The sequence below is a fragment of the Pseudomonas sp. FH4 genome, from assembly GCF_000510915.2.
In the GTDB taxonomy this organism is placed as follows: Bacteria; Pseudomonadota; Gammaproteobacteria; order Pseudomonadales; family Pseudomonadaceae; genus Aquipseudomonas; species Aquipseudomonas brenneri.
In genome coordinates this window covers 1-3,024 of the sequence record NZ_AOHN01000062.1, presented here as the reverse complement: position 1 = coordinate 3,024, position 3,024 = coordinate 1, and the positions used below count along the sequence as shown (strand labels likewise).

General features: G+C 58.0%; 2 pseudogenes. Both read right to left on the bottom strand.

Annotated features, from left to right (window positions below):
- Positions 1-1,270 (bottom strand): annotated as a pseudogene (locus H097_RS27275) (hypothetical protein); the annotation flags it as partial.
- A gap of 269 nt (positions 1,271-1,539) precedes the next feature.
- A pseudogene (locus H097_RS28370) lies at positions 1,540-3,024 on the bottom strand (hypothetical protein); the annotation flags it as partial.

Sequence of the window (3,024 nt, the reverse complement as noted above, 5' to 3'; positions counted from 1 at the left end):
CCGTCGCGGTGGCATCACCGGCAAAGGTATTGAGGTCCAGCGTGCTGCCCGTGGCCTGTTCAACGGCAGGTGTGGGCAGGCCACTGAGGTCAAGTACCTTCACCACCCGTAACGGCGATGGCCAGGGCCCGGTGTCGTTGTAGTACACCTGATATTCCAGGGTAATCGGCGACTTGAAGTTGGCACTGATAGCCGAAGGTGGCACCAGGAACTCAAGGCTGCTTTCGCCTTCCTGCACAGTGCGGCATTCCAGTGCCGGTGATCCTGCGCCGGCCGTACCGGTGAAGGTGGGGCACACAATGTCCCCGGCGCGCATGCCCTCATAGGCAATCACAATATGCGCCCCGTCCACCGTATTGACCGGGTTGACCAGCCAGCCATCCGTGCCGCACTCCACCGACTCCTTGAGATGGGGCGGCGGCAGTTCCAGTGCTGGGTCCACCCGCAACAACGTGGTGGTCCGCAGGTGAAAGTCCTGGGCGTTGAGTGGCAAGGGGTTCTCATGCACCGGATCATCCGGGGTTGGCAGCACTGGCGCTGAACCGTCCCAAATCACGCCCATGTGGGTGGTCAGGGCCGAGTAATCCTGGCGGCTCGCCAGCCAGCCGCGGGCGAGCCTGAACTCGAACACATGTTCCGGATTGGCCTCTTCGGCCTGCACAACATGGTCAAACGCCACCCAGGTGAACGCATACGGCACCTGATGCTGGTCACCGGCCACGGTCACAAACAACCGCTGCCCAGCCTGGATCATCGGCCAGGCCTTGATGCGGATGATCTCGTCACCCTGAAACTCGTACATGTTCAGCCACAGGGTGTTCCATTCCAGCCGCGCATGGGCAAATACCGGCAGCGACTCCCGAAGGTCCGTTTCGCGGATGTCCTGGATCTCCAGCTCCAGCACCAGCGACTGCTTGAGCTGCCCCCCCACCATCGCGGTATACCAGATCAAAACGGTATGCCCAATACAGGTACTGACCCACTGCCACGGAATGTGGATGTCGATACTGCCGCTAGTACTGCCCGGCTGCACAATGGGCTTAAACACAGGCTTGTCCTGGTCCTTGATGGCCCAATACAGGGTGATGGGTGTCGTGCCCATGCCGGGGAACTCGATGGTCGCGGCAGTGCCGTCAATGGCATCGATGGGGTACAAAATGCTGTTATTGGTGGCGTACTGGATCTGCGGATAGGGTAACTCGACAGCGATTTCGGCAAGTGGCTGGGTAGTCACCGATTGCGAACTATTGGCGGTAGTTTTTTTAACCATGAGAAGACCTCCTGTCCTGGGAAAGATAACCCGCGGGCCTGAGTGACAGGCCCTGAATCTGCTGGTATCTAGCCCCTGAAACGGGAAGTTTGCCTACTGTCAGAATTGACAGTTCAAATCCTGGAAGCCCCCATAATCGACCAACGGCCTACTGCCATATCCGCACCACGGCCCCAGCACTGAACCTCAGGGCAAACAGGAGCCCCGACGCAAGTCAGTTGACGCGTGTCGGATGAGGCCTCCCTTTATCGAAGGCCTCATCCTGGGGACTAGATTTCTTCCACGGTAAGTCCAGTCACGTCGAAGTCATTGCCCGGGCCCATCCCCATCTGCAGATTATCCAGGCTGAGTCGCGCCGTGGTCGAGTTGGCCTTGAACGTACCCTTGAGCAAATACCAAGCCGTAGTAGGCAGTGTTACCCGTGATATTTCCTGCCCCTGTACCACGATGACCAAGCGAGGCCTATTGGCCAACTCTGGGATATCACGGACCCAGGCACTGAATGTATAGGTACGCCCTACTTCCAGTTCGGTGAAGTCCTTGAACAACTTCACACGCTGCGTGACAGAGTTGCTCGTATTGGTATATCCCCAGTCCACCAGGAAATACCCGTTCGCCGGCCCAGGCACGACCCCTGAATCACGCCTCAGATCCCTGGGGTCCAAGGCTCCCGGCCCCCTTTGCCAGCCATTCCAGTCTTTGCCGGCAGGATCGAAGCCCGTGTGATCGTAGAATGCCTTACGAAACACCAGATGCAACTTGGGAAACACAATCGCATTGCCCTGCCCCCCTCCCACATCAGGCGTCGCCTTGAATGCAACGACCAGGCTGGTTCTATCACGCAGCTTCTCCAGCTCCACCCGTTTGAGCAGTTTCTTCAGTCCACCTGACACTTCGCTTTGGGTTACCGGCTCGGCAATCGACACTTTAATGGTGTAGGGCGAACCGTTCTCTGCAATACCCGTACATTCCAGCCAACCAACCTGCCCCAACAGAATAAACCACCACTTTTCCACGGTGATATCCGCATCGCCAGCAAAGGTGCGCAGATCCAGAATGTTGTTGGTCGCTTGTGGCACCACGGGTGTCGGTAAACGTACCGGTACGCTGATGTGCAAATCAAAACTGGGAGACGTGCCCAATTTACACAGGGTGGTGATGGTGTAATAGATAGTGACCGCCTTGCCGATGCCCTCGATCACCGCTTCCCGGGGAATCTCGAAATCCACATAGTCTGGATCACTGCTACCCGCCTGCGATGGCAGCCGCCAGCAGGAGCCATCCGCGCGCGTCCAGCATAAGGCGATTGACTGGTTGGGGCCGATCCGGTCGTAACTCACACGCACCGTCACCCCATCCCGACCGTTCCAGACTGTCAGTTGCGAGCCCACCGCCTCAAGCACACGTGGTGCCACGAGCACAAACTCTTCCTGCACGACACGCAACTTCAACAGCGCAAACGCCTTCGCGCTAGCCTGGTCCGACTGACCGTTGAAATTCACCGCGAAATGCACTTCAAAGTCACGGCAATCAGCCAGTTTCTGCAACTCATCACGCGGTAGTGGCGTGTCGACACCACTGGCCAGCCATTCCTTGGTTACTGGCTCACCTCCCAGCATTTCAAAGCTATAGGGACTGCCATCCTCCAAGACTCCCGTCACCCACAGCCAGCAGGCTTGACCCAAAGCAATATAAGGCCACGCACTCACCGTCGCGGTGGCATCACCGGCAAAGGTATTGAGGTCCAGCGTGCT